Annotated in this window: 23 protein-coding genes; 12 read left to right on the top strand and 11 right to left on the bottom strand. The window is 64.5% G+C overall.

Features of this window, described 5'->3' with window-relative positions:
- Nucleotides 1–451: 451 nt before the first annotated feature.
- Nucleotides 452–1,162 (bottom strand): ANTAR domain-containing protein, encoded by a 711-nt coding sequence (locus WB785_RS18510; protein WP_424080752.1) that lies wholly within the window; start codon nt 1,160–1,162, stop codon nt 452–454.
- 188 nt (nt 1,163–1,350) lie between these two features.
- Here WB785_RS18510 and WB785_RS18505 point away from each other — a divergent pair, with 188 nt between their 5' ends.
- Nucleotides 1,351–2,205: a type 1 glutamine amidotransferase domain-containing protein gene (locus tag WB785_RS18505; RefSeq protein ID WP_424080751.1), complete on the top strand. Its 855-nt coding sequence runs from the start codon at nt 1,351–1,353 to the stop codon at nt 2,203–2,205.
- On the opposite strand, the gene WB785_RS18500 is transcribed toward WB785_RS18505, so the two are convergent.
- Both WB785_RS18500 and WB785_RS18495 read right to left on the bottom strand, forming a co-directional pair.
- The gene (locus WB785_RS18500) at nt 2,206–2,742 is read right to left on the bottom strand and encodes a hypothetical protein (protein WP_424080750.1); all 537 of its coding nucleotides are present in this window, start codon (nt 2,740–2,742) and stop codon (nt 2,206–2,208) included. It lies immediately after the preceding gene.
- A 22-nt stretch (nt 2,743–2,764) separates the two neighbouring features.
- Nucleotides 2,765–3,832: a 2Fe-2S iron-sulfur cluster-binding protein gene (locus WB785_RS18495; protein WP_424080749.1), complete on the bottom strand. Its 1,068-nt coding sequence runs from the start codon at nt 3,830–3,832 to the stop codon at nt 2,765–2,767.
- A 143-nt stretch (nt 3,833–3,975) separates the two neighbouring features.
- Here WB785_RS18495 and hsaA point away from each other — a divergent pair, with 143 nt between their 5' ends.
- Genes hsaA through hsaB form a run of 4 tightly spaced genes read left to right on the top strand, consistent with a single transcriptional unit; the run spans nt 3,976 to nt 7,514 of the window.
- Entirely contained in the window at nt 3,976–5,160 is a 1,185-nt protein-coding gene (gene hsaA, locus WB785_RS18490; protein WP_424080748.1) for a 3-hydroxy-9,10-secoandrosta-1,3,5(10)-triene-9,17-dione monooxygenase oxygenase subunit, read from the top strand.
- Nucleotides 5,161–5,163: 3 nt separating this feature from the next.
- On the top strand, nt 5,164–6,036 hold the full coding sequence (gene hsaD, locus WB785_RS18485) for a 4,5:9,10-diseco-3-hydroxy-5,9,17-trioxoandrosta-1(10),2-diene-4-oate hydrolase (protein WP_424080747.1): 873 nt from the start codon (nt 5,164–5,166) through the stop codon (nt 6,034–6,036).
- Complete coding sequence (hsaC, locus tag WB785_RS18480; protein ID WP_424080746.1) at nt 6,036–6,938, top strand: iron-dependent extradiol dioxygenase HsaC; 903 nt, start codon at nt 6,036–6,038, stop codon at nt 6,936–6,938. Before hsaD ends, hsaC begins: the two co-directional genes overlap by 1 nt.
- A gap of 12 nt (nt 6,939–6,950) precedes the next feature.
- Nucleotides 6,951–7,514, top strand: a complete 564-nt coding sequence (gene hsaB, locus WB785_RS18475; protein ID WP_424080745.1) for a 3-hydroxy-9,10-secoandrosta-1,3,5(10)-triene-9,17-dione monooxygenase reductase subunit — start codon at nt 6,951–6,953, stop codon at nt 7,512–7,514.
- A gap of 17 nt (nt 7,515–7,531) precedes the next feature.
- Here hsaB and WB785_RS18470 read toward each other — a convergent pair whose 3' ends face one another.
- The gene (locus WB785_RS18470; RefSeq protein ID WP_424080744.1) at nt 7,532–7,969 is read right to left on the bottom strand and encodes a hypothetical protein; all 438 of its coding nucleotides are present in this window, start codon (nt 7,967–7,969) and stop codon (nt 7,532–7,534) included.
- A gap of 96 nt (nt 7,970–8,065) precedes the next feature.
- A complete protein-coding gene (locus tag WB785_RS18465) occupies nt 8,066–9,310 on the bottom strand; it encodes a hypothetical protein (RefSeq protein ID WP_424080743.1) in 1,245 nt (414 codons plus the stop codon).
- Between the two features lie 183 nt (nt 9,311–9,493).
- On the opposite strand from WB785_RS18465, the gene WB785_RS18460 reads away from it, so the two are divergent.
- Genes WB785_RS18460 through WB785_RS18450 form a run of 3 tightly spaced genes read left to right on the top strand, consistent with a single transcriptional unit; the run spans nt 9,494 to nt 12,645 of the window.
- Entirely contained in the window at nt 9,494–10,696 is a 1,203-nt protein-coding gene (locus WB785_RS18460) for an FAD-dependent oxidoreductase (RefSeq protein ID WP_424080742.1), read from the top strand.
- Entirely contained in the window at nt 10,696–11,787 is a 1,092-nt protein-coding gene (locus tag WB785_RS18455; protein WP_424080741.1) for a methyltransferase, read from the top strand. The genes WB785_RS18460 and WB785_RS18455 overlap by 1 nt, the downstream gene beginning before the upstream one ends.
- Before the next feature lie 30 nt (nt 11,788–11,817).
- Entirely contained in the window at nt 11,818–12,645 is an 828-nt protein-coding gene (locus WB785_RS18450; protein ID WP_424080740.1) for an arylamine N-acetyltransferase family protein, read from the top strand.
- A 1-nt stretch (nt 12,646) separates the two neighbouring features.
- On the opposite strand, the gene WB785_RS18445 is transcribed toward WB785_RS18450, so the two are convergent.
- The 6 genes from WB785_RS18445 to fadD3 form a co-directional block, all read right to left on the bottom strand.
- The gene (locus WB785_RS18445; RefSeq protein WP_424080739.1) at nt 12,647–14,371 is read right to left on the bottom strand and encodes a hypothetical protein; all 1,725 of its coding nucleotides are present in this window, start codon (nt 14,369–14,371) and stop codon (nt 12,647–12,649) included.
- Between the two features lie 122 nt (nt 14,372–14,493).
- The gene (locus WB785_RS18440; protein WP_424080738.1) at nt 14,494–15,660 is read right to left on the bottom strand and encodes a pyridoxal phosphate-dependent aminotransferase; all 1,167 of its coding nucleotides are present in this window, start codon (nt 15,658–15,660) and stop codon (nt 14,494–14,496) included.
- Nucleotides 15,661–15,670: 10 nt separating this feature from the next.
- Entirely contained in the window at nt 15,671–16,618 is a 948-nt protein-coding gene (gene ipdE2 / locus WB785_RS18435) for an acyl-CoA dehydrogenase IpdE2 (RefSeq protein WP_424080737.1), read from the bottom strand.
- The gene (locus WB785_RS18430; protein ID WP_424080736.1) at nt 16,615–17,574 is read right to left on the bottom strand and encodes an acyl-CoA dehydrogenase family protein; all 960 of its coding nucleotides are present in this window, start codon (nt 17,572–17,574) and stop codon (nt 16,615–16,617) included. Before WB785_RS18430 ends, ipdE2 begins: the two co-directional genes overlap by 4 nt.
- The gene (locus WB785_RS18425) at nt 17,571–18,704 is read right to left on the bottom strand and encodes an acyl-CoA dehydrogenase family protein (protein ID WP_424080735.1); all 1,134 of its coding nucleotides are present in this window, start codon (nt 18,702–18,704) and stop codon (nt 17,571–17,573) included. Before WB785_RS18425 ends, WB785_RS18430 begins: the two co-directional genes overlap by 4 nt.
- The gene (gene fadD3, locus WB785_RS18420; RefSeq protein WP_424080734.1) at nt 18,704–20,251 is read right to left on the bottom strand and encodes a 3-((3aS,4S,7aS)-7a-methyl-1,5-dioxo-octahydro-1H-inden-4-yl)propanoate--CoA ligase FadD3; all 1,548 of its coding nucleotides are present in this window, start codon (nt 20,249–20,251) and stop codon (nt 18,704–18,706) included. The genes WB785_RS18425 and fadD3 overlap by 1 nt, the downstream gene beginning before the upstream one ends.
- A gap of 49 nt (nt 20,252–20,300) precedes the next feature.
- Here fadD3 and ipdE1 point away from each other — a divergent pair, with 49 nt between their 5' ends.
- From ipdE1 to fadA6, 4 genes are read left to right on the top strand one after another with little or no spacing between them, the layout of a single operon-like run.
- Complete coding sequence (ipdE1, locus tag WB785_RS18415; protein ID WP_424080733.1) at nt 20,301–21,446, top strand: acyl-CoA dehydrogenase IpdE1; 1,146 nt, start codon at nt 20,301–20,303, stop codon at nt 21,444–21,446.
- Nucleotides 21,443–22,231, top strand: a complete 789-nt coding sequence (ipdF, locus tag WB785_RS18410) for a (5R,7aS)-5-hydroxy-7a-methyl-1-oxo-2,3,5,6,7,7a-hexahydro-1H-indene-carboxyl-CoA reductase (RefSeq protein WP_424080732.1) — start codon at nt 21,443–21,445, stop codon at nt 22,229–22,231. Before ipdE1 ends, ipdF begins: the two co-directional genes overlap by 4 nt.
- Nucleotides 22,228–22,812, top strand: coding sequence for a TetR family transcriptional regulator KstR2 (gene kstR2 / locus WB785_RS18405; RefSeq protein WP_424080731.1), 585 nt, complete (start codon nt 22,228–22,230; stop codon nt 22,810–22,812). Before ipdF ends, kstR2 begins: the two co-directional genes overlap by 4 nt.
- Entirely contained in the window at nt 22,809–23,969 is a 1,161-nt protein-coding gene (fadA6, locus tag WB785_RS18400; protein WP_424080730.1) for a steroid 3-ketoacyl-CoA thiolase FadA6, read from the top strand. The genes kstR2 and fadA6 overlap by 4 nt, the downstream gene beginning before the upstream one ends.
- Nucleotides 23,970–24,182 lie beyond the last annotated feature (213 nt).

Below are 24,182 nucleotides of genomic sequence, written 5' to 3'. Positions count from 1 at the left end.
CAAAGGCGGAGCTAGGGCGTAGGTGCCGTTCTGTCGAAACCGGCCCCGTCAGGAGCAGCGCGATACGTCTGCGGCTTACGTTGTAGTTCATCGCAACCCGGTGGGGAAGTCAGATCGCCGCCCGGAGCGTTTCCCGATGGCTGGAGAGTCAACCAAAGACAGACCGTACCGTCTGCTCCGCGATTGCACCACCATCTGCAAACGTGTCATCAGGTCGAGAAAAAGGCGGCAGGTATAGCGCACGGGAGTTGTGCTGTCGGATCTTAACGGCCGTATGCCCTTTCGATCTTCGCCGCATGGGGCGTAGCCTGGAATCCAGTGACGGAATTTAGGGCCGGTTGCGCCCGCGTTCCGTTGCCAGATGACCGTTGGTGCAACTGTGGTGTTAAGCAGTCAGCGCCAGACTGGCCGTCGTCGACACCCGCTGTGTGCTCAAACGCGGCGTTTCAACTCAAGCATGCTCGTCGATGCGCAAATGGGCTGTGAGCAGCATTTTGTCGTACGCCGACCTCTCTGGCATCGTCCCGGTGTGGTTGAGGGCGACGAAGTCCGCGGCGATCTGCTTGGCGAGCGGTCGAAGCTTGGCGTTGGTTTCCTGAGATCGCCACTTGAGTAGGTCAAATGCGGCGTCCGCGCTGATCTGGTAGATCATCATCAGCATGCCTTTTGCCTGCTCGATGACTGCACGGTGTTCGCTGACGCGCTCGACACCCGCGCTGATTTGGTCCTGGTGTGCCTGCTCGGTCGGTGTGACATCGATATAGAAGCCGTGGGTGCCGACGACGACGTTTCGCTCGTCGAGGAGTTGATTGCCAACGACGACAACATGATGAACGTGGCCTGCGACATCGACGATGCGATGGCGGCTGCTGAACGCTTGACGCGTCTGCCGAATTAGTGCCAGCGTGTCGGCGATCTGCCGATAGTCATCAGGATGTTTGTGGGCCAACACGATTTCGGTTGTTGGTGTCACCCCACCAGGCAGATACCCATGCATTCGTTGCACCTGGGGTGACCATTCCCAGCGATCATCATCGAAAAAGTAACGGAACCAGCCCGCCCTCTGCGGGCCGGCGGCCGCCAACGTCCGTTCGACCTCGCCGTTGGATGAGCTCGAATCCTCCCCGGCAAAACCGTATGTTGTCTGCTGCCATCCCTCCATGTGATACCCCTTTTGCGGAATATCTCGCGCCGCTTGCCGTCACTTTCAACACTGTTTTACATCTTTGATGGCTCGCCCTCAAGAGATTCGACGGCCTAGTTTCAGCGGTGGCGTTTGGCCGAAAAGCGCGTGCCGTTGCCAAAGGGGCCGATATCAAGATCGCTGGGGCTTAGGCTCAATGTCCATAGATGGGTACTGTGCTGATCCCGATTCCCGATCGCGACTTCGACCCCACCGAAGTCGCGGTGAGTTGGCAGGTGCTGCGCGCCGACGGCCACCGCATTGTCTTCGCCACCGAAAGCGGTAGGCCCGGGGCGGCCGATGACATCATGGTCACCGGCCGCGGCCTCGACTTCTGGTCGGCGATACCGGTATTAGGTGCCATCACCGTCGTCGGGCGGATGCTGCGGGCCAACAAGGACGCCCGCTGCGCGTACCGGGAGATGCTGCAATCCACCGAGTATCAGCATCCGTCCGGTTGGACTACAGCCACGCTCGACGGCGTCGATGCATTGCTATTACCCGGCGGCCACCGTGCCCGCGGAATGCGCTCCTATATCGACAGCGAGACGCTGCAACGCCTTGTCGTCGACGCCTTCGACCGCGGGCTGAACGTGGCCGCGATCTGTCACGGTGTTCTGCTGGCCGCGCGCAGCGTGGATCCGACGACCGGTCACTCCGTGCTCTATGGCCGCCGGACCACGGCGTTGACGTGGGCGCTGGAGCGAACCGCCTGGCGTATCACCCGGTTCACCCGCTTCTGGGACTCCAACTACTACCGCACCTACACCGAGGACCCCGGTCAGGCCACCGGCTACATGTCCGTGCAGTCGGAAGTCACCCGTGCGCTGAAAAACCCGACGGACTTCTGCGATGTCGAGCGGGGCTCACCGCATTGGCGGATGAAGAGCTCCGGGCTCGCGCGGGACACCGCCACCGATTCGCGGCCGGCATTCGTCGTCGACGACGGTGACTACGTGTCGGCGCGCTGGCCGGGTGATACCCACACTTTCGCAAAGGTGTTGTCGCAGAAGCTTTCCTGATCAGGAGAAGTTGGCCTGCGCGCAGGTGCTCGGTGAGGTGATGTTGACCCCGCTGTAGACCACCTGGATGTGCGTACAGGCGATGATGTTGACGTCAAGACGCGGTTGCCCGGTCCGCCAGTCTGTCGAATCGATCCGGCCGACGGTTTGATACTTCTCCGGAGGGCCTTCACCCATGTAGATCGTGGTGACTTCGTCGGAGCCACCGTCTTTGTTGACCCGGTCGTATTGGGCGGTGGCGTGCACGTCCAGGTAGGCCAGCCGGTCGGTGGGCCGGATCGTCGTACTCTGCCGCGACCACAGGTCGTTGGGGAATCCGGTCACCCCGTCGCCCGTCTTCCGGTCGGCTCCAACGGTGAAGTCGCAGCTGCCGTTCGCGTGATGGCAGTCGAGCCGGGCATACGTCTCCAGCTGGGTGTCGTCGGGCAGGGGCATCAACGTCGTGGCGTTGTTGCTCGCGGCCGGCGATACCGCGGGCGGTGCCAACGCCAGCATCAGACCGACGCCTGCTAGTGCCGTCACCAGCTGCTTGCTCATCAGCAGAACCTAACGCTCGTGGTTATTCGTCGTAGGTAACTTCGACCGAATCGGTCTCCGGGTGAGCCTGGCAGGCCAGGATCAGCCCCTCATCGAGGTCCTGCTGCTCCAAGACGTCGTTGACCTCCATGCTCACTTTGCCGCAACGCAGGGTGGTGGCGCAGGCGCCGCAGTGGCCCTCGCGACAGGAGAACGGCGCTTCGAGGCCGGCATCCAGCAGCACGTCGAGCAGCTTGGCCCCGCGCGGCCACGACACGGTGTGGGTCTGCCCGTCCAGCTCGACCACAGCGGTGGCCGGCGGCTCGTCGCCCGTGTCCTCGATCTTCACCGCGGCGAACGGATCCGTGTCAAGCGACCGGAACACCTCGATATGTACTTGCTGCGCAGGCACTTTCAGATTTTCGAGGGCTTCTCGCGCGGCGGCCATGAACGGCCCGGGCCCGCAGATGAACGCCTGCCGGTCGGTGAACGGGGCGGTCAGTTGGGCCAGCGAAGTCGCGGATGGCAATCCTTGCAGTGACTCCAGCCAGTGCATCACGGTCAGCCGGTCGGGGTATTTGGCCGCGAGTTCGCGCAGCGCGTCACCGAAGATCACCGAGTGTTCATCGCGGTTGGCGTAGAGCAATACCACCTGCCCGCTGCCCTGCGAGAGTGCCGATTTGCAGATCGACATCACCGGCGTGATCCCGCTGCCGGCGGCCAGGAGCAGGAAATCGTCGTCGAGCGTCTTGGGCACGAAGGTGCCCGACGGCGCCAGCACGTGAATCCGCATGCCGGGATGGGCGTGGTCGCACAACCAGTTCGACGCGTACCCGTCCTTGTCCCGTTTGACGGTGACCGTCAGCGCGTCGTCGGTGAACGGCGAGCTGCACAGCGAGTAGCAGCGGGCGACCGATCCGGTCCGATCGCTGGGGACGCGCAGCGTCAAAAACTGGCCAGGGGCGTAGCGCAGCCGCTCCGCCGGTATCCCGGTTCCTTCGGGCACCGTGAACACCAGCGACCGCGCGTCGTCGGTCTCGGCGACGACGTCGGCGATCTGCAGTTCCAGGACATGCTTGCCGAGCGGTTCCTCGGGAACAGTGTCCGTCACTTCCCCGCCCTTCCGTATGTCATAACTAGAACAGGTTACAGAAAACCCGATCAGTATTGCTACCAGCCGCAGGAATACCCTGCTCGACACAAATCGGAACGTGTTCTAGTCTCTGTTTAAGTGAGCCACCCATGGAGGAACCCGTGACGTCCATTGAACAACGTGACGCCCAGTCGGTCCTAGACGGCATCGACGAACTGCTGCCCAAATTGCGGCAGCGGGCCCAGGAGACCGAAGACCTGCGCCGGTTGCCGGACGCCACGGTCAGCGAGCTTCAGGAAATCGGTTTCTTCCGGCTGCTGCAGCCCGAGCAGTGGGGCGGTCTGGCATGTGACCCCACGCTGTTCTACGAGGCCGCTCGCCGGCTGGCGAGCGCTTGCGGTTCGACCGGCTGGGTCAGCTCGATCATCGGCGTGCACAACTGGCATCTGGCGCTCTTCGACCAGCAAGCTCAAGAGGAAGTCTGGGGTCAGGACACGGATGTGCGGATTTCGTCCTCGTACGCCCCGATGGGTGCGGGCGTCGTGGTCGACGGCGGCTACCTGGTCAACGGTTCGTGGAACTGGTCGTCGGGTTGTGACCACGCGACATGGGCGTTTCTGGGCGGCCCGGTGATCAAGGACGGTCGCCCGGTGGACTTCGGCAGCTTCCTGATCCCGCGCAGCGAATACCGCATCGACGACGTCTGGCATGTCGTCGGACTGCGCGGCACCGGCAGCAACACCGTCGTCGTCAAGGACGTCTTCGTGCCCCGTCACCGGTTCTTGTCTTACAAGGCGATGAACGATGGCACCGCGGGCGGGTATGAGACCAACACCGCCCCGGTTTACAAAATGCCTTGGGGCACAATGCATCCCACGACTATTTCAGCGCCGATCGTCGGCATGGCTTACGGCGCGTACGACGCCCATGTCGAGCATCAGGGCAAGCGGGTGCGTGCGGCGTTCGCCGGCGAGAAGGCGAAGGACGACCCGTTCGCCAAAGTTCGTATCGCCGAAGCGGCCAGCGACATCGACGCGGCCTGGCGCCAGTTGAGCGGCAACGTTGCCGACGAGTACGCGCTGTTGTCTGCCGGCAAGGAGATCCCCTTCGACCTGCGGACCCGCGCCCGCCGCGACCAAGTGCGTGCCACCGGACGGGCGATCGCTTCGATCGACCGGCTGTTTGAGGCGTCCGGCGCGACGGCGCTGGGCAATGATCAACCGGTGCAACGTTTCTGGCGTGACGCGCACGCCGGCCGGGTACACGCCGCCAACGACCCCGAGCGGGCCTACCAGATCTTCGGTAACAACGAGTTCGGGCTGCCGCCCGGCGACACCATGGTCTAGCGGATGACAGCGACAGAGGAACTCACCTTCGAGTCGACCTCGCGGTATGTCGAGGTAGACGTTGACGGACCGCTGAAGCTGCACTACCACGAAGCGGGCGTTGGCCACGACCAGACGGTGGTGCTGCTGCACGGCGGCGGCCCCGGCGCGGCGAGCTGGACGAACTTCGCGCGCAACATCCCGGTGCTGGCCGAGCATTTTCACGTGCTGGCCGTCGATCAACCCGGCTACGGCCACTCCGACAAACGTGCCGAACATGGCCAGTTCAATCACTACGCAGCGAGAGCGCTCAAAGGCCTCTTCGACCAGCTGGGCCTGGGACGTGTTCCGCTGGTGGGCAATTCGCTGGGCGGAGGCACCGCCGTCCGCTTCGCGTTGGACTACCCCGACCGGGCCGGCCGCTTGGTGCTGATGGGTCCCGGCGGGCTCAGCGTCAACCTCTTTGCGGCCGACCCGACCGAGGGTGTCAAACGGCTCGGGAAATTCTCGGTCGAGCCCACCCGAGAAAATCTCGAGGCGTTCCTACGGGTGATGGTCTATGACCAGAAGCTGATCACCCCGGAGCTTATCGACGAGCGATTCGCGTTGGCCAGCACGCCGGAATCACTGACCGCGACGATTGCGATGGGAAAGTCCTTCGCCGGAGCAGATTTCGAGCTCGGCATGATGTGGCGCGAGGTCTACCGGCTGCGTCAGCCGGTGTTGTTGATCTGGGGCCGCGAAGATCGGGTCAACCCGATCGACGGCGCGCTTGTCGCGCTGAAGACCATTCCGCGTGCGCAACTGCACGTGTTCGGGCAGTGTGGACACTGGGCACAGGTGGAGAAGTTCGACGAGTTCAACAAGCTGACCATCGATTTCCTGGGAGGTGCCTGATGAGCATCCGTTCAATGGGCTACCTGCGCATCGAAGCCACCGATATGGCGGCCTGGCGTGAGTACGGCCTGAAAGTCCTTGGCATGGTCGAGGGCAGCGGCAGCACCGAGGGAGCGCTGTATCTGCGGATGGACGATTTCCCGGCCCGGCTGGTGATCGTGCCAGGTGAGCAGGACCGGTTGGCTGAGGCCGGCTGGGAATGCGCGAATGCCGCAGGCCTGCAGGAAATCCGGAACCGGCTCGACGTGGAGGGCACTCCCTACAAAGAGGCCACTGCCGCCGAACTTGCGGATCGTCGGGTTGACGAGATGATCCGGTTCTCCGATCCCTCGGGCAACTGCTTGGAGGTGTTTCACGGCGCCGCCCTGGAGCACCGTCGCGTCGTCAGCCCCTATGGGCACAAGTTCGTCACCAGTGAGCAGGGCCTCGGGCACGTCGTGCTGACCACCCGCGACGACGAAGAGTCGCTGCACTTCTACCGCGATGTGCTCGGCTTCAAGCTGCGTGACTCGATGCGGCTGCCGCCGCAGTTGGTGGGTCGGCCCGCCGACGGACCGCCGGCGTGGCTGCGGTTCTTTGGTTGCAACCCGCGCCACCACAGCCTGGCCTTCATGCCCGGCCAGACACCCAGCGGCATCGTGCACCTGATGGTCGAAGTCGAGCAGGCCGACGACGTGGGCCTGTGCCTGGACCGGGCATTGCGCCGCAAGGTACCCATGTCGGCCACGCTGGGCCGCCACGTCAACGACCTGATGCTCTCGTTCTACATGAAGACACCTGGCGGATTCGACGTCGAGTTCGGTTGCGAGGGAAGACAAGTCGCTGACGGCGACTGGATCGCCCGGGAGAGCACCGCGGTGAGCCTGTGGGGCCACGACTTCAGCATCGGTTTCCGCGGGTAACTGGCGCTGTTGATGGCCGAGCAGATCGATTCACGCACCTTCCGGCAGGTGCTGGGTCAGTTCTGCACGGGGATCACCATCATCACCACCATCCACGACGACGTACCGGTCGGCTTCGCGTGTCAGTCGTTCGCGGCGCTGTCGCTGGAACCGCCGCTGGTGCTGTTTTGCCCGACCAAGGTTTCGCGGTCATGGAAAGCCATCGAGGCCACCGGGAAGTTCTGCGTCAACGTGCTGACCGAAAGCCAGAAGGATGTTTCGGCGCGGTTCGGCTCCAAGGAACCGGACAAGTTTGCCGGTATCGACTGGAGCCCTTCGACTTTGGGCTCGCCTGTAATCGACGGGTCGCTGGCCTACATCGACTGCACGGTCTCATCAGTGCATGACGGCGGCGACCACTTCGTGGTGTTCGGCTCAGTGCAGTCGCTCTCCGAGGTGCCGAAGATCAAGCCGCGGCCATTGCTGTTCTATCGCGGCGACTACACCGGCATCGAGCCGGACAAGACCACCCCGGCGCAGTGGCGTGATGACCTGGAGGCCTTCCTGACCACGACCACCCAGGACACCTGGCTGTAGCGCAGCGCACGCTCGCCTCACTCCCGCTCTGCGTCGGATGCCCGCTCGAATGCCGCGTCGTTTGACGCGTGATCGTGGTCATTCGTGAGCCGATCGGCGTCGTCTCGCGTTTTTGCCTTGGCCTTCGGATCGATGCTGTCGGCATGTTTGAACCGTTCGTCGAGATCCTGGCGCGATGTTGCCGCTTCGCTTTGATGCATGGCTGCTCGCTCCTGCAACCTGGCGGCTTCGGCGGCCTTGACGTCGGCTTCGGCTTGGGCAGCTCGCGCCTTTGCGGCCGTCTCTTCGGCGAGTGCTTCCCGCCGTTGCACCCGGTTTGTCTCCGCCCGGGCGTGTTCGCGGATCCCTTCCGCCTTCACGTGGCGGCGCCGGCGGGTAACGATGACGAGGGTAGCTAACAGTAGTGCTGCAACCACTACTGCGATAACAACCCAGACGATGTTGCTGGTAGTCATGAACAGCTCCTTTTTCGGAGGCGGTGGTGCTAAATCCGCCGCTACCCGAATCCCCTTATTCGACGCAGCTAAAACAAGCCGTGCCAGCGCCTCGGCCTAATGCCAGCGGGCCTGGTGGTCGGCATGGGTGGACAAATAAGCGCCCGGACCGAAAAACTCGTCGTAGAACTCAACGTCGAGATGTTGCGCCTGGAGGTACATCAGCACGTGCACGGTCGGAACGGTGCCGGGCAGCTTTCCGAATGTGTCGTAGATGTAGGACGCTTCAAGGGTTACGAGCTCCTGAATGCCGTCCGGTGGCAGCGCGGAGGCGCGCACCTTCGGTGTGTCGGACCACGGTCCTGGGGTTTCGGGGTGAAATGGTCCGCCGGGGCCGTATTTTCGTGCGACCAGCTTCTCCACACCGGCTGCTACCGACGGCACATGCGGTGGGCTGAGCGTCTCGAAGTAGCCGGGCAGCCCGGTGACATTGGGGAGGGGCCAGCGCTCGTCGACGTCTGCGACGAAGCCGAGCCCACCCAATACCGACAGTCGATTGAGCCCGTCGTAGGTCCAGCCGCCGAGTCCCATAGCCTGCAGTGCCAGCACCCCGTTGTTGGCGGCGATAGCGAGTTCCGCGCTGGCCTCGGTGATCGTGTACTGCTCGACGAACGACAGCGGAATCGGGTCTTCGGCATGCCGTAGCAAGGAAAACCTCTCGAGCCCAGGGATGTTGCGGTCGTTGATGTCATCGACGATCAGGTAACCGTTGGCCGCAAAAAACCACAGGTTTTCCATCAGGTGTTCGGCGAGATCGGCGACCGGGAACGCCAGCAGGCTGCCCGGATGGTTGCCAATCCAGATGTTGTGACCTTCCATGTGCGGTTCCTGCCGGGGCAATTCGAGGCGACTGTCCGAGATCTGCAGGTAGGACTCCGCGGTGTGAGTGATCCACTGCTCGATGCTGTCGAACTCGCGCGGATGCTGATCGCGGCTGGGCAGCAGATAGGTTCCGGCGTCGTCGGTGAAGAACAGCTGGCTGGTGTGAAAACCCGCGGCGGACGGGAACGTTCGACCCGTCGCGCTGCCGGAATAGTTAGGAAACGATGGCGCATAGCCAGGGTTGTGGGTGATTCCGAAGTTCCAGCCGGTCACGCCACCGGTAACCGAAACCAGCAGTGCCTGTTCGACTTCTGACAGCGGTTGTACGGGCCGACGGCTGGTATACGCCAGCGCCCCGGCGGGAATGCGACCGCCGACCGGAAAACGCCGCGACCGCCGCCCGGTCATCGCGGCGAAGAGCGGGAAGTGCGCAAGCTCGGCCAGCGCAGCCCGCTCGTGATCGGAGATGACCAGGCTCACGGCGCCAACTTACGCCGCAGTGAACTTTCCGCCGAAGTATCGCGTGGTACCAGCAGTCGGTAATAAAAAGGAGTCCGGTGATGAGCCCGCTGCTAATGGTCTACTTCGGGGTTGGCACGCCCTTCGCCGGACTCGGCCTGTTGAAGCTGCAGGCGCGGCTCGAGCGGTGGGACTACGAACGGCATGCCGAGGACTAGGGTTGGCCGTCTATTGAAACTTCGAATCCTAGTTGTCGGCGCGGGCGTCAGCGGCATCTCGGTCGCCCGCGGACTTTTGCGCGACGGACACGACGTCGCCGTCTTCGACCAGCGGCCGAACGTGACGGTAGGCGGTGGTGCCGTCACCATCTGGTCCAACGGAGCGACGGTTCTCGATCAGCTCGGCGTCGATATGGACGGCGCCGGGCAGCTGCTCTCCGCCGTGCGGGTCATGACATCGACGGGTCGTCCGCTGACCACGATGAACCTCGACGCGATGGTGGATCGGCTGGGCGCACCCATTCGGATGGTGCCACGACGAGTCCTGCTGGAACGGCTGCTGAAAGGCTTTCCGATTGATCGCGTCCGATGCAACGCCCGTGCGGTCGGCGTGGCTAGTACGCCCGAAGGCGTGCGGGTCGACTTCACGGACGGCACCTCGGCCGCCGGGGACCTGTTGATCGGTGCGGACGGTCTGCACTCGGTGATCCGCACGATGGTCGGTGGGCGACCCGCGAAGCCGACCGGCTGGTGCAGCTGGCAGGGCCTGGTCACTCTTCCGGGCATCGCGGACCCGCGCGTCGCAACGATGATGATCGGTGAGCACGGCAACCTCGGCCTGTGGCCAGCGGGAGGTTGCAACCTGCAGTGGTGGTTCGACTTACCGTGGTCGCCCGACTTCGTCAGGCCACAACGTCCGATCGAGATGATCCGGTCGCATTTCACCGGGTGGTCCGAGACTGTCGATCAAGTGCTTGCGACGTTGACCGACGACGATCTGGCCCCCTCCCCGTTCCCGCATTTTCGGCACCCGATTCCCCGTGCCGGCGCCGGCGCGATGACGTTGCTCGGCGATGCCGCACACACCATGCCGCCCACGCTGGCGCAAGGGACCAATCAGGCGCTGCTGGACACGATGGTGTTGCGTCGGTCGCTGGCGGATTTGCAAAACGGCGACGGTGATATCGCCAGCGCGCTGCGCCGATACGAGAACACCCGGCGGCCCAAAGTCAGGGCGGTGTCTTGGGTGACCACTCAGCAGGTATCGCGCCCCGAGTCCGTGCTGCGACCGGCGGCGCTGATCTCGGACCGGTTCATGACGTGGATTCTGACGATGTTTCTGCGGTGGGTCAGTCATCGCGATATCTCGGCGGAGAACAGCCGAGCTTCTCTCGCCGAGGTGCGCTGATGTCGACGACCACCAGGGTGCCGCCCGCCGCCGTGGCCCGCATTGTCGAGTGGACCCGCCACCATCTTTATCGCCTCCACCAGCGGCTGGCGCCCGCTCCGGCGGCGATGATGGAGATGATCATCGCCACGTGGACATCTCAGGCGATCACGGCCGTGGCCGAACTAGGTGTTGCTGACGCGCTGGACGACGGGCCGTTGTCGATCGACGAACTGGCGGAAAAGGTTGGCGTCGACGCCGACGCGCTGCACCGGTTGCTGCGCGCATTGATCGGCCGAGGCGTCTTCCGTCGCCGCCGCGACGGTCGCTATGAGCTGAATCCCCTTGGCGCCGCGCTGCGTTCCGACGCGCCGATCTCGATGGCGTGGGCAGCGCAATTCTATGGCTCGCGTGAGCAACGCGACCGATGGACCCGGTTGTCGGATTCGATTCGCACCGGAAGCTCCGTCGTCCCGGTATTGCACGGCAAGGAGAGCTTCGACTACTTCGACGAATATCCCCGGCATGCTGAACTGTTCCACCGGACCATGACGGCCATTTCGGAGTTAACTGACGCTTCCGTGGTGGCCGGCTACGACTTCAGCGCCTACCCCACGATCGTCGATGTCGGCGGTGGGCACGGCCCATTGCTGGCCACCATCCTGGGGGCGGCGCCGGCTTCGCAGGGCGTACTGTACGACCTGCCGGTGGTCGTGGCGGACGCGCCGAACCTGTTGTGCAAACACGATGTTGCTGATCGAGTACGTATCGAAGCGGGAACCTTTTTCGACCGCGTGCCGACCGGCGGTGACGTCTACGTGTTGAAGAACATCATCCACGACTGGCCCGACGAGAAAGCGCTGCAGATCCTGCGCAATGTTCGCGCCGCTGCCGGCCCGGATGCCAAGGTGCTGCTGGTCGAATTGGTGATCCCCGATCACGACCGCGACTTCCCGGGAAAATGGGCCGATCTAGAAATGCTGCTGAATTTAGCGGCGCGTGAGCGCACTGCCGCCGAATACCGAAAGCTACTCAGCCAGGCTGGATTCCGAATGACCAGGGTCGTCCAAACCGCTTCGCCGCTCAGTCTGGTCGAGGCCCGCGTCGCGTGAACTGATCGTCGTTAGGCCACAATGGCCGACATGGCACTGGATCTGAGTGACTACCTCGAGCGGATCGACTATCACGGCGCTGTGGACCCAAACCTCGACGTGCTGCAGGATCTGGTGACAGCTCACACACAGAGCATCGCGTTCGAGAACCTCGATCCGCTGCTGGGCCGGCCAGTCGATGACCTGAGCCCAGCGACTCTGGCAGACAAGCTGGTTCGGCGGCGTCGCGGTGGCTACTGCTACGAGCACAACGGATTATTCGGTTACGTGCTGGAGGAAGTCGGCTTTTCCGTGCGCCGACTTGGCGCCCGCGTAGTCTGGACGCGCCCTCCGGACGCGCCGGTACCGCCCCTGATGCATACTTTGTTGGCGGTGACACTTCCCGGCGACCAGCAGCCGTACCTCGTCGACGTTGGGTTCGGCGGACAGACGCCGACTTCGCCCATCCCCCTGGAAACCGGTCGCGTGCATCAGACAACGCTTGAGCCGTACCGCCTTCAGGAGCACGGCGACACATTGGTGTTGCAGGCCGAAATCCGTGGCGATTGGCAGTCGCTGTATCAATTCGCTACTAGGACCGCGCCCCCGATCGATCTGGAAATGGGCAGTTGGTATGCCTCGACCCACCCGTCATCGCACTTCGTGACCAGCCTGGTGGCGTCCACCGTCACAGCTGGCGGACGATACAACCTGTCTGGTCGCAACTTGGCGGTCCACCGTGGCGGTGTGACCGAGAAGATCCGCCTCGACGACGCGGCGGCGGTCGTCGATATTCTGATCGACCGCTTCGGCATCAACATTGCCGACGCGGGCGAACGCAAGGTGCTCGAAGCCCGCGTCGACGAGGTGTCAACCTAGATCACATCGCGCTGGACCCCGGCACGGGATACGGGGGTTGGCTGATCGGGTTGCCGGGGCACCACGGATTGCGCGGCACACCCAGGCAGGGGCTGGGCATGCTCGGCTGCGGAGGCAGCGGCAACATTTGCACCCCCGTCCGCTGCGGGTAGTTCGCGTACGAGGTGCTGTCCGGGCAGGCGCCGAAAATTTGTGTGTTGCAGACGAGCTGCAGGCCGAGGATGCTGATGACCCCGTTGCCGGCGTCCGGGATCCCGCAGAGGTTGTGCGGGAAGTACTGGATGAAGAGCGGGTCGCTCGTGACCTTTTGGCTGCTCCCGAGCTGAAAGCGCTTGGGGACCACGGTGTTTCCCGAGGGATCGACATTGCCGTGCCAGCAGTTGCCTGGGAACTCGAGGTTGGACATCTCCGCGAGGTCGACGTTACTTGAGCTGCCGAAAAAGCCGTTGTGGCCCAGCGTGTTGTTCTCGATCTCGTTGCCCCAGTCGTCGAAGTAGCAGAACGACAACGCCGAAAGGCCGAACCCGCCTTTGCAGTGGGCGATCGGTGGCGGCTTTTCGGTGTCGACGTCGGGGACCAATAGCACACCCCACGCGCCGTTGTCGTGGATGTCGTTGTTATCGACGGTGTCGAACCGTCCGCCGGAGATCAGGATGCCGGTTCCCACCGGACTGTCGGCGGCGATGCCGGAGTTGAACGGCGTGTTCGGGTTGTTGTTGTCGTGCACCGAGTTATGTGTGAACAGCCAGCACGAGTGGGTTCCGGTCGGACCGGTCTCGTTACGGGGGCAGTGGCCGGACTGGGGCGACGGTTGGTCGTCGTTGTTTTGGCTGTTGGTGGCGAATCCGGTGTGGTTGTTGTCGAACTCGGAGTTCTGAATGATCAGGTTGCCGCCGGAGTTGGTGCCCGAGTATCCCTGGGCCGAGTTCTGGGCGTGGGCATGGTCGAGGGTCGTGTTGCAGTTCGGGCAGGCGCCGATGTAGAACGCGGCGTCGGCCATGTTGTTCGCGTATACCTGTGTGAACAGCCCTGGCCCAACGGTATTGGAGGCGTACATCCCGTACTGGGTGGAATGGTCCGGGCCGCCGTTGTATGTCGAGGTTGCCGACAGGTATGCACCGCGCCAGCTGCCGATCTGCTGGGCGCCGGTCGAGCCGCCGCCGTCGAACCAGATCTCATCGGCGGGGGTGAGGTCTCCCGCCACGAAGTTGCAGGCGGTCAGGTTCTCGACGCTGACACCGGAGGCCTTGAACACGATCAAGCCGTTTCGCCCCGACGGGAGGCCGTTGGAATCGAGCGGTCCTGGGTTTTGGTCGGCCGGCGCGGAGCTGCACGGCGGCGCCCCGGGCTTGGTGCCGTCGAGCACGACCCCGTTGCGGTCCATGCCGCGGATCCAGATGTTGGGCGTGGTCACGAGCACCGCGGCCCCCGCCATGTCGTCACCGCCTGCCCCGGGAGGTACGCGGTTACCGGTCTCGTGGTAGTTGCCCGGTCCGATCAGCACCCAGTCCCCGGGCCGGGCGGCGTCGACAGCCGCCTGGATGCTGGAGAATTGACCGGGAATCCCTTGATAGCTTCCGACGAGAAGAACTGCCGGTGGCGCAGCGCCTGCCACGCGCACACACGCTGCGACAAGCATGCAGACGCCAGCGGCGACCAGCACGCGCCGCGACCGCGTCATTCGCGCCCGCGCAGCCCAGCCACGACGATCACTCAGCGTCGTCACGTCAGCAACGGTGAGTTATCGCAGTCACATCCAGAACACGGCGTGGTAAACGTTCGACCTCGATCACGGCCGCGGCGATCGATTTTGCCCAATTGTTGTGGCAGCGCGCTATGAGCTGCGCCCTATAAGCCCGGCAGCCAGGCGGCCATCCGGTGCAGGGCCTCCTCGATGTCGCTCGTCGGCCCGGCGAACGACAGCCTGACAAACGCACCACCGTGCTCCGGGTCGAAGTCGATGCCGGGTGCAATCGCTACTCCGGTATCGGCCAACAGCTTTGAGCAGAATTCCATCGAGTCCGCGGTGAAGTCAGAGACGTCGGCGTAGACGTAGAACGCGCCGTCGGTGGGTGCTAGCCGGTCGATGCCGATTTCGCGCAATCCGTCGAGCAGCGTCGTGCGATTGACCGCGTATTGATGCAGATGCCCGTCGGCTTCTTCGATCGAGTCGGGAGTGAAGGCGGCGACGGCTGCGCGTTGCGACAGCACCGGTGGGCAGATGGTGAAATTACCGGTCAATCGGTCCACCGCCCGGCGCAGTTCGGCTGGCACCAGCAGCCAGCCCAGCCGCCATCCTGTCATCGCAAAATACTTAGAAAAGCTGTTGACTACCATCGCATTTCGCGATGTACTCCAGGCGCAGCTGGTCTGTGGTGCGCCCGGGTAGACCAATCCGTGGTAGACCTCGTCGCTGATCAGCCGCACGCCAGCGTCATCACACCAGGTCGCCATCGCCGCGAGCTCAGCGGGCGGGATGACGGTTCCGGTCGGATTGGCCGGGCTGGCCACTACTACGCCCTGCACCGGCGGGTCGAGCTCGGCAAGCATCTGCACGGTGGGCTGAAAGCGAGTCTGCGGCCCGCATTCCATCACCACGACCTCGCATCCGAGTGCTGTCAGGATGTTTCGGTAGCAGGGGTAACCGGGACTGCTGACCGCCACCCGGTCACCGACGTCGAAGCAGGACAAGAAGGTAAGCAGAAAGCCGCCCGATGAGCCCGTCGTCACCACCACGTCGTCGACATCGACCTGCAAGCCATGCCGATCCAGGTACGACGCCGCGATCGCGGCGCGAAGCTCGGGAATACCCAGCGCCACGGTGTAGCCGAGCTGATTCAGATGCAACGCCGCCGCTGCGGCTGCGCGTACCGGCTCAGGGGCCCCGGCACTCGGCTGCCCCGCCGACAAATTCACCAGATCACCGTGGCTACGCTGGCGCTCTGCCGCGGCCAGCCAGACGTCCATCACGTAGAACGGTGGGACCCCGGCGCGCAGTGCGACGTGATCGCTCATGGGGTCAAGGCTAGAACACTTCAGACTCGAGGCGGCGCAAGTGTTCGCGCGCCGGGCCGAACAGGTGCGAACTGCCATGCGCCCGTTTGAAATACAGCTGCATGTCGTGCTCCCAGGTGATCGCGATACCGCCGTGCAGCTGAATGCCCTCAGCAGCCACCGTGTTGAAGGCCTCGGTCGCCGCGACGCGGGCCAGCGCCGCCAACGTGGCCGACGGCGCTTCTAAGGCGTCGTTCACCACTGCACGGGCGGCCTGCACCGCCACATGGAGATCGGCCATCCGGTGTTTGAGCGCCTGGAAGCTGCCGATCGGCCGGCCGAACTGCACCCGTTCCTTGCTGTATTCGACAGTCAGCTCCAGGCAGCGGGTGGCGGCGCCGATCTGTTCGGCGGCCAACAGGATCGCGGCAACATCAGCGATGCCGGGATCGGTGCCCAGCGGTGCGGCGCTCTGCGCCGTAATACGGGCCAGCCGGCGGGTGGGGTCCATGGCGGTGACGGGCTGGGCGTCAAAGGCTGTCCACCGGTCGAGTTTGCCGTCGTTGGTGGCGATGACGATGTCGGCGATATCGCCGTTGACCACGTAATCGGGGTCGAACACCACCGTGCCGATCGCCGCGCCCTCTACCAGCGAACCCAGCGCATCGTCGTCGAGATCGTCGGCGGCCAGCAGCGCAAGCTCGGCCAGCGTGGTGCCGAGCAGTGGGCTGGGCACCAACCCCTTGCCGAGTTCCTCAAGGACGACGGCGGCATCGCCGAGAGTGCCACCGGCCCCGCCGTTTTCATCGGGCACTACCAGCGCAGCCGCGCCGACCTGCTCGCACAGCAGCCGCCACAGCGACTCGTCGTAGCCCCGCTCCGATTCGATCGCCTCGCGGACCGCTGCGGGCGAGGCATGCTTGGCCACCAACGCCGCCACGGTCTCGCGCAGCAGTTCCCGTTCGTCACTCGTGGTCATGTCAACGCCTCCAGTACCCGCCGCCGATGCGCAGCCGGGCCACCCCAGGCCGACCGCAGCGCCTGGACCCGCAACAGCCACAGCGACAAGTCGTGCTCTGCGGTGAAACCGATGGCGCCGTAGGTCTGCAGCGCCGACCGGGCGGCCAGCAGCGCGGCGTCGGAAGCCGCTGCCTTGGCCGCACTGACATCGCGCGCGGTTTCGGGGGACTGATCGGCCAGCGACAGCGCCGCGCCATAGACCAGCGGGCGGGTCAGCTCCAGCGCAATGTGCACGTCGGCGAGCTTGTGCTTGATCGCCTGGTATGAACCGATAATCCGCCCGAATTGGGCGCGCTGCTTGGCGTAGTCGACCGCGGCGTCCAGCAGCGCCTGGCCCGCCCCGACCAACTGGGCGGCGGTCGCCAGCACGCCGAACTCGTAGGCGCGGGCGACATCCGCCTGCCACGCTTCGCACACCGCGTCGGCGTCGAAAAGATGACGGCTTGGGTCGACGGACTCGTGCCGCTCGCCGACGTGCGCTTCGTTGACCCAGCCGTCCGATTCGGCGGCCAGGACCAGCCCGGCCGCGTCGGCATCCACCGCCCGCGGCACCTGGGGCCGCAGCACGACGGTGGCGATCAGCTCACCGCTCGCCAGCGCTGCGCACCGATCGTCTTCGGCCAGCAAAACCGGTGCTACCGCAATGGATTCGGCGATCGGACCGGGTACACACCAGCGCCCCAACCGCTCCATTGCGACAACCAGGTCGACGGGGTGGGCGTCGAGCCCGTCGAAACGCTCCGGCACGGCCAACGCGGTGACTCCCAGATCGCCCAGTTGCGCCCAGACCTTGCGGCCCGGTGCGGTGTCGCCGTCGGCCCAGGCGCGCACTGCGCTCGGCACATCGGCCGCCGTGAGCGCCGCGTCGATACTGGCCGCGAAATCGCGCTGTTGCGCGTCTAGATCGAATCTCATTTGGCTTTCTCCCGGGGCAGCCCCAAAAGCCGCTCGGCGATGATGTTGCGTTGAATCTCGTTGGTGCCGGCGTAAATCGGGCCGCCGAGTGCGAACAGCAACCCATCGGTCCAAGAGTTGGCCAGCTCGGCATCGGCGCCTCGGATGTCGAGTGCGGTCTGGTGCACCGCGACGTCGAGGTCGGACCAGAACACCTTGGTGACCGACGATTCGGCACCCAGCTCGCCGCCGTTCGCCAGCCGAGTCACGGTGCCGAACGTGTGCAGCCGGTAGGCCTGCGCCTTGATCCACGCCTCGGCCACCTGATCATCGAAGGCGTTGTCGTCGCTGGCCTTCCACACCTCAACCAGCCGCTCGGCGGCGGCCAGGAAGCGCGCCGGGCTACGCAGCGACATACCGCGTTCGTTGCTCGACGTGCTCATCGCGGCCCGCCACCCGTCGTGCACCTCGCCGATCACATCGGCGTCGGGCACGAACACGTCGTCAAGGAAGATCTCGCCGAAGCCGGTGTCGCCGCCCAGTTGGGCGATCGGGCGAACGGTGATCCCGTCGGCCTTGAGGTCGAACATGAAATACGTCAGCCCGCGGTGGCGCTCCGCTTCGGGGTCTGAGCGGAATAACCCAAAAGCTCTGTCGCCGAATGGTGCTCGCGAGCTCCAGATCTTTTGGCCGTTGAGCAGCCAGCCACCGTCGGTGCGGCTGGCCGTCGACCGCAGCGAGGCGAGGTCGCTGCCGGACTCCGGCTCCGACCAGGCCTGCGCCCAGATCTCCTCGCCGCTGGCCATCTTGGGCAGGATTCTGTCCAGTTGTTCCTCGGTGCCGTGCGCGAACAACGTCGGTGCCAGCATCGAGGTGCCGTTGGCGCTGGCTCGCCCGGGGGCACCGGCGCGGAAGTACTCCTCCTCATAGACCACCCATTGCAGCAGGGTCGCGTCGCGGCCACCGTACTTGTGCGGCCAGGTGATGATCGACAGCCCTGCATCGAAAAGCACCTTGTCCCAACGCCGGTGCTGTTCGAATCCCTCGGCGGTGTCGTAGGACTTGGTCGGGAACGATTCCCGGTGTCCGGTCAGGAATTCGCGCACCTCCTGCTGGAATGCGCGCGTGTCATCGTCGAAATCAAGGTCCATCAGGGCATCTCTCGCAGTAGCGGTTTGACCACCTTGCCGCCCGCGTTGCGTGGCAGCGTGTCGACAAACCTCACCGAACGGGGGGCTTTGAAGTTCGCCAAATACTGGCGGGCGTAGGCGATCACCGTTTGCTCGTCGAGTTCGGTGTCGGGTCGCTTGACCAGGAATGCGCGGCCGACCTCACCGAGCCGTTCGTCGGGCACGCCGATCACCGCGCAGTCCAGCACACCGTCTAGCCGGGCGAGCACCTGCTCGACCTCGGCCGGGTAGACATTGAAGCCGCCGCAGATGTACATGTCCTTGAGTCGATCGGTGATCTGGAGATTGCCTGCGGCATCGAGCTTTCCGATATCGCCGGTGTGCAGCCAGCCGTCGGCGTCCACGGTTGCGGCGGTAGCTTGCGGGTCGTCGAGGTAACCGAGCATGACGTTGGGTCCGCGCAGCAGCACTTCCCCCGTTGCTGGTCCTGATTCTGAGCCTTCTGCAACGTCGATCCGCAGCTCGAAATCGGCGATCGGCCGTCCGCATGTGGTGGCCACCGTGACGGCATCGTCGTCGGCGCGACACATAGTGCCGAACCCGTTGCATTCGGTCAGACCGTAGGCGGTTAAGACGATGTCGATGTCGAGTTCGGTCTGCATCCGCTCGATCAGCACGACCGGCACCGTGGCGGCGCCGGTGACCGCGAACCGCAACGAGGTCAGGTCGTAGGCGCCGCGGGCGGGATGGTCGAGCAGCGTCTGGTAGATGGTCGGCGGCCCGGGCAGGACGGTGATCCGATGCTCGGCGACCGCCCGCATCGCCTGCTCGGGATCGAAGGTCAGCTGCGGGATCAGCGTGGCACCGGTCTGCAGGCAGGCCAGGATCCCGGCCTTGTAGCCGAAGTTGTGGAAGAACGGGTTGATGCACAGGTAGCGGTCGTCACTGGTGATCTTGCCGCAGGCCGCCCACGCCGCCGATCCGGACAGCGACTGCCGATGCGCGCACAGCACGCCTTTGCTGCGGCCGGTGGTTCCCGAGGTAAACAGGACGTCGGAGACGTCGTCGGGGCCGACGGCGGCGGCTCGGGCATCGGCGGCTTCCAGATCAACCCCGCCTGCCATGAACTCGTCCCACGTCCCGTCGTTGGCATCTACGGGGACTCGCACGATGTGACGCAGGGCGGGCAGCGCCGCTCGGTCGAGATCGGCGGTTTTGTCCGTGCCGAGGAACTCACCCATCGCCACCAGCAGTGGCGCGTCGGTGCGGGCCAGGATATCGGTGGCTTCGGCGGCGGTGTAGCGGGTATTCAGCGGCACCACGGTGGCGCCGGCGCAGTGGGTGGCCAGGCAGGCAACTACCCAGTGCCAGGTGTTCGGCGACCAGATCGCCACCCGCTCGCCCGGGCTCACGCCGAGCTGGATCATTGCCGCGGCGGCCCCGCGCACCTCGTCGCGCAGCCCGGCGAACGTGAGGGTGCGATCGTGTGTGACCAGCGCATTGTGGTCGGGGAGCTCACGCGCGATGCGGTCCAACACCGCAGGAATGGTCTGCGGATCGCTCGACATCGATGCATGCTCCTAACAAAGCAAGTGCTTGGTAGGTTAGCCTACAGGGGTGCAGGGCGTCGAGGAGTTCCGGGCCGAGGTCCGCGACTGGCTGGCCGAGAACCTGGTCGGTGAATTCGCCGCGATCAAAGGGCTCGGTGGGCCGGGCCGCGAGAACGAGGCGTTCGAGGAGCGGCGGGCCTGGAACCGGCGTCTTGCGGAGGCGGGCCTGACCTGTCTGGGCTGGCCGGTCGAGCACGGCGGCCGCGGCCTGTCCGTCGCGCATCGGGTCGCGTTTTACGAGGAGTACGCGATTGCCAACGCGCCCGCGAAGGTCAACCACTTCGGCGAGGAACTGCTTGGGCCCACGCTGATCGCCTTCGGCACGACCGAGCAGCAGCAGCGGTTTCTGCCTCGAATCCTCGACCTCACCGAGCTGTGGTGTCAGGGGTACTCCGAGCCCGGCGCCGGCAGCGATCTGGCCAACGTGGCCACCACCGCCGTGCGCGACGACGACCAATGGGTGATCAACGGCCAGAAGGTGTGGACGTCGCTAGCGCACTGGGCGCAGTGGTGTTTTGTGGTGGCGCGCACCGAAAAGGGCTCCAAGCGCCACGCCGGGTTGTCGTATCTGCTGGTGCCGCTGGACCAGCCGGGTGTGCAGGTCCGACCGATCGTGCAGCTGACGGGTGACTCGGAATTCAACGAGGTGTTCTTCGATGACGCCCGCACCGATGCCGACCTAGTTGTCGGTGCGCCCGGAGATGGCTGGCGGGTAGCGATGGGAACGCTGACCTTCGAACGCGGTGTTTCCACATTGGGGCAACAGATCGTCTACGCGCGTGAGCTGAACGGCGTGGTGGAACTCGCCAAACGCACCGGCGCCGCGGACGATCCGCTGATCCGTGAACGCCTGACCCGCTCCTGGGCCGGCCTGCGGGCGATGCGCTCGTATGCGCTGGCGACCATGGACGTAGAGCAGCCCGGACAAGACAATGTCTCAAAGCTGTTGTGGGCCAATTGGCATCGTGAGCTCGGCGAGATTGCGATGGATGTGCGGGGCAAAGCGGGCTTGGTGCTGGACAGCGGGGATTTCGACGAGTGGCAGCGGCTTTATCTGTTCACCCGCGCAGACACCATTTACGGCGGCTCGAACGAGATTCAGCGAAACATCATCGCCGAGCGTGTGCTCGGCTTACCCCGGGAGGCTAGATGACGTTAGCGGTCGCGCCGAAAGAGGTTGCCGGACACGGGCTTCTGACCGGCAAGGTCGTGATCGTCACGGCGGCAGCTGGCACCGGCATCGGGTCGGCCACCGCCCGGCGGGCGCTGGCCGAAGGCGCCGACGTCGTCGTCTCCGACCACCACGAGCGGCGCCTCGGCGAGACAGCCCAGGAACTGTCGGCGCTCGGCCTGGGCCGCGTCGAGCACGTGCTCTGCGACGTCACGTCCTCGCCACAAGTCGACGCGTTGATCGCATCGGCCCACGCCCGGATGGGCCGAATCGACGTCCTGGTCAACAACGCCGGGCTAGGCGGCCAAACTCCGGTGGCCGACATGACCGACGAGGAGTGGGACCGCGTGCTCGATGTCACGCTGACCTCGGTCTTTCGCGCCACCCGTGCGGCACTGCGCTACTTCCGCGACGCGGACCACGGCGGGGTGATCGTCAACAACGCCAGCGTGCTTGGCTGGCGTGCCCAGCATTCGCAATCGCATTATGCGGCAGCCAAAGCCGGGGTGATGGCATTGACTCGATGCAGCGCCATCGAGGCCGTGGATTACGGAGTGCGGATCAACGCGGTATCCCCGAGCATCGCCCGGCACAAGTTCTTGGACAAGACCACCTCGCATGATCTGCTCGACCGGCTCTCAGCCGGGGAGGCGTTCGGACGAGCGGCCGAGCCGTGGGAGGTGGCGGCGACGATCGCCTTCTTAGCCAGTGACTACTCGAGTTATCTCACTGGAGAAGTGATTTCGGTGTCGAGTCAGCATCCATGAACCGGCGCGACGAGCTGTTGGCATTGGCGGCGACGATGTTCGCCGAGCGCGGCCTGCGCGCAACCACCGTGCGCGACATCGCTGACGGGGCCGGCATATTGTCCGGCAGCCTCTACCACCACTTCGCGTCCAAAGAAGAGATGGTCGACGAGCTGCTGCACAGCTTCCTGGACTGGTTGTTCTGCCGCTATCAGGAGATCATCGACAGCCAGTCCAATCCGCTGGCGCGGCTCAAGGGGCTGTTCATGGCATCTTTCGACGCGATCGAGCACCGGCATGCCCAGGTCGTCATCTATCAGGATGAGGCCAAGCGGTTGTTGTCCCAGCCGCGGTTCTCCTACATCGAGGACATGAACAAGCAGCAGCGCAAAATGTGGGTCGACGTGCTGCACCAGGGCATCGAAGAAGGTTATTTCCGACCAGATCTCGACGTCGATCTGGTTTATCGATTCATCCGCGACACCACCTGGGTGTCGGTTCGCTGGTATCAGCCCGGCGGACCGCTCACCGCTCAGCAGGTGGGTCAGCAGTATCTCGCAATCGTCCTAGGCGGAATCACCAAAGAAGGAGTGACGCAATGACAGAGACATACATCGTCGAGGCGGTGCGTACCGCCGTGGGTAAGCGCAACGGATCGCTTGCCGGTGTGCATCCTGTCGACCTGGGCGCGCTCGGGTGGCGTGGCCTGCTCGACCGAGTCGACATAGATCCCGCCGCTGTCGACGACGTGATTGCCGGCTGTGTCGACGCAATCGGAGCTCAGGCCGGTAACATCGCGAGGCTCTCATGGCTGGCGGCCGGCTACCCAGAAGAGGTTCCGGGTGTCACCGTAGATCGGCAGTGTGGTTCCAGTCAGCAGGCGATTTCCTTTGGCGCGCAAGCGATCATGGCTGGCACCGCAGACGTGATCGTGGCAGGCGGTGTGCAAAACATGAGCCAGATTCCGATCTCGTCGGCGATGACGGTCGGTGAGCAGTTCGGGTTCACCTCGCCTACAAACGAGTCAAAGCAGTGGCTGCATCGCTACGGCGACCAGGAAATCTCGCAGTTTCGTGGCTCGGAGCTGATCGCCGAGAAGTGGAACCTGTCGCGCGAAGAGATGGAGCAGTACGCGCTGACGAGCCACGAACGCGCTTTTGCGGCGATTCGTGGCGGCCACTTCGACAACGAGATCATCGGCGTGGAAACTGAAGCCGGTCTGTTCCGCGTCGACGAGGGCCCACGCGAATCGTCGCTGGAGAAGATGGCCGGCCTGAAGCCATTGGTCGAAGGAGGTCGCCTGACTGCCGCGATGGCCAGTCAGATTTCGGACGGCGCCAGCGCGGTGCTGCTGGCCTCCGAGCAGGCCGTCAAGGACCACAAACTCACACCGCGGGCCCGTATTCATCACATCAGCGCCCGCGGCGCCGACCCGGTGTTCATGCTGACCGGCCCGATTCCAGCCACCCGCTACGCACTGGAAAAGACCGGGCTGTCCATCGACGACATCGACACCGTCGAGATCAACGAGGCGTTCGCGCCGGTGGTGTTGGCCTGGCTCAAGGAGATCAAGGCCGACCCGGAAAAGGTCAACCCCAACGGCGGCGCGATCGCACTGGGTCATCCGTTAGGGGCAACCGGGGCAAAGCTTTTCACCACCATGCTCAACGAGCTGGAGCGCACCGGCGGTCGCTACGGCCTGCAGACGATGTGCGAAGGCGGCGGCACCGCCAACGTCACGATCATCGAACGGCTGTAATCCGCGCCCGTCGGCACACACGTCTCACCAGACTCTCCAGTCGCTGGCTGGACGAACGGCGACTTCTGCGTTTTTCAACTCATATGTGATATCAGCCCGAGTGATATCACATGTGGGCTCGTTTCCCAGACGATGTGCTTACGGGTTGACGGTGCGCAGGGGGCTGGTGTGACGTCAGGCGCGCAGACGTAGTCCGGCGATGATGTCGTCGAC

This window comes from Mycobacterium sp. (genome assembly GCF_049585075.1).
Taxonomy (GTDB): domain Bacteria; phylum Actinomycetota; class Actinomycetes; order Mycobacteriales; family Mycobacteriaceae; genus Mycobacterium.
Note: the sequence above shows the minus strand (reverse complement) of the source record. Positions and strands in the feature narration are given on the sequence as shown.